The sequence below is a fragment of the Burkholderiales bacterium genome (assembly GCA_013695435.1).
Classification (GTDB): domain Bacteria; phylum Pseudomonadota; class Gammaproteobacteria; order Burkholderiales; family JACMKV01; genus JACMKV01.
Map to the genome: position 1 here is coordinate 1 of JACDAM010000177.1, position 2,301 is coordinate 2,301.

The 2,301-nt window shown below is 61.5% G+C and carries 1 protein-coding gene; it reads left to right on the forward strand.

Annotation, left to right across the window (positions count from 1 at the left end):
• A partial coding sequence (mdoH, locus tag H0V78_09060) for a glucans biosynthesis glucosyltransferase MdoH (protein MBA2351917.1) occupies nt 1-1,907 on the forward strand: 1,907 nt, incomplete at its 5' end.
• Nucleotides 1,908-2,301 lie beyond the last annotated feature (394 nt).

Consider the following 2,301-nt stretch of genomic DNA (forward strand, 5'->3'; position numbering starts at 1 on the left):
TCCTTATCCTGTTCGCGATCCTGGTCTGCTGGATTTCGGCGGGCTTCTGGACGGCAATCATGGGGTTTCTGCTGCTGCTGTTCGGGCGCGATCGTCATTCGATCTCGCGCAGCGTGAGCGGCGACGAACCGATCGCCGAGGCCGGGCGCACCGCCATCGTCATGCCGATCTGCAATGAAGACGTGAACAGCGTGTTCGCCGGTCTGCGCGCGACTTATGAATCAGTGAGACGAACCGGTGAGCTCAGGCATTTCGATTTTTTTCTGCTGAGCGATAGCGCCGACCCCGATATCCGCGTCGCCGAAGTCAACGCGTGGCTCGAACTGTGCCGCGGCGTCGATGGCTTCGGCTGCGTGTTCTACCGGCGCCGGCAGCACAGGATCAAGCGCAAGAGCGGCAATATCGCGGATTTTTGCCGGCGCTGGGGGGCGAATTACCGCTACATGATCGTACTCGATGCCGACAGCGTGATGACCGGCGCGTGCATCACCCGTCTCGTGCAACTGGCCGAAGCGAATCCGAACGCGGGCATCATCCAGACCGCGCCGCACGCCGCCGGGCGCGAAACCTTGTACGCGCGCCTGCAGCAGTTCGCAACCCGCGTCTACGGGCCGCTGTTCACGGCAGGACTCCACTTCTGGCAACTCGGCGAATCGCACTATTGGGGTCACAACGCGATCATCCGCGTCGCGCCTTTCATGCAGCATTGCGCGCTCGGTCGCCTGCCCGGCCGGGGCAGCTTGTCCGGCGAAATACTGTCCCACGATTTCGTCGAAGCGGCGCTGATGCGGCGAGCAGGCTGGGCGGTCTGGATCGCCTACGACCTCCCGGGCAGCTATGAAGAGATGCCTCCGAATCTCGTCGATGAATTGAAGCGCGACCGGCGCTGGTGCCAGGGAAACTTGATGAATTTCCGGTTGTTCCTCGCCCAAGAACTGCATGCCGCGCATCGCGTCGTGTTCGTGACCGGGGTGATGGCTTATCTGTCGGCGCCGCTGTGGTTTCTGTTCCTGTTGCTTTCGACGGCGTTGTTGGCGATTCATACCCTGGTCGAACCCGAGTATTTTTCCGCGCCCAACCAACTGTTTCCGCTGTGGCCCGAATGGCATCCCGAGCGCGCGCTCGCCCTGTTCATCGCGACTGCGGTCCTGCTGTTCCTTCCGAAGCTCCTGAGCGTGGTGTTGATCTGGGTGAAGGAGGGAGCGAGACGTCGTGGCGAAGGCCTGCGCCTCTTGTTCAGCATGCTGATCGAGCTGTTTTTTTCGGCGCTGCTCGCGCCGATACGCATGTTGTTCCACACCCAGTTCGTGGTCGCTGCGCTGCTGGGATGGCGCCTGCAATGGAAATCGCCGCCGCGCGGCGATAACGAAACTGGATGGGGAGAAGCCGTGCGCCGCCATGGACTGCACACGCTGTTCGGCGCGGTGTGGGCCGGCTGCGTTTACTGGCTCAATCCATCGTTTCTGTGGTGGCTCGCGCCTATCGTCGGCGCTCTGATTCTCTCGATTCCGCTCTCGGTATATACAAGCCGCGTTTCGCTCGGGCGGTGGACGCGGCGGGCGGGATTCTTTTTGATCCCCGAAGAATGGCGTCCGCCCGTGGAGCTCGAAGCGACCCGGGAATACATAGCCCGCTCGCCGGCCCCGCCGAATTTCATCGCAGCGGTCGTCGAGCCGGTAAGCAACGCGCTGGCGTGCGCTTCCGGGGTCGCTCGCCTTAAACAATCGGGCAGACTTCGCAATGAGCGTTTCCGTCTGGTGCAGGATGCGCTGGTCAACGACCCGGCCTCGCTCTCCGCCCCACAAAAAATTGCGCTGCTCAACGATCCTTTTGCGCTTTCACAACTTCATTTCAAGGTGTGGACTTCGGCGGACGCCCATACCGTCTGGCAAGAGGCGCGAACTTGACGCGCTGTAGACGAATCGAATCGCCTCCTCACGAAGCCCTAAAAAGGAATTGTCATTCCCGTGCAAACGGGAATCCAGTTTTCGCACAACGAACCGCCAGCAGTCTAGGGCCTGTTTACACTAATTCCATGCGTGCCTCATTTCCATGTGCGTCTGCCCCAGAAAGTCCGCAGGCAAGGCGCGGCGATGAAGCGATGCTTACTGCCTCGCAAGGAACCGCAACGCCGCCTGCGGACTTTCTGGGGGATAACCCGAAGGGGCGGGGGAGAGACGGGCGCATGGTGGCGTTGCCGGCTTCCTTGTTTGGAGTGACCAAACGGCGTCGCCGGCGCCTTGCCCTGCACCCGTCTCTCCCCCGCCGCACGTATGGAATTAGTGTAAACAGGCCCTAATC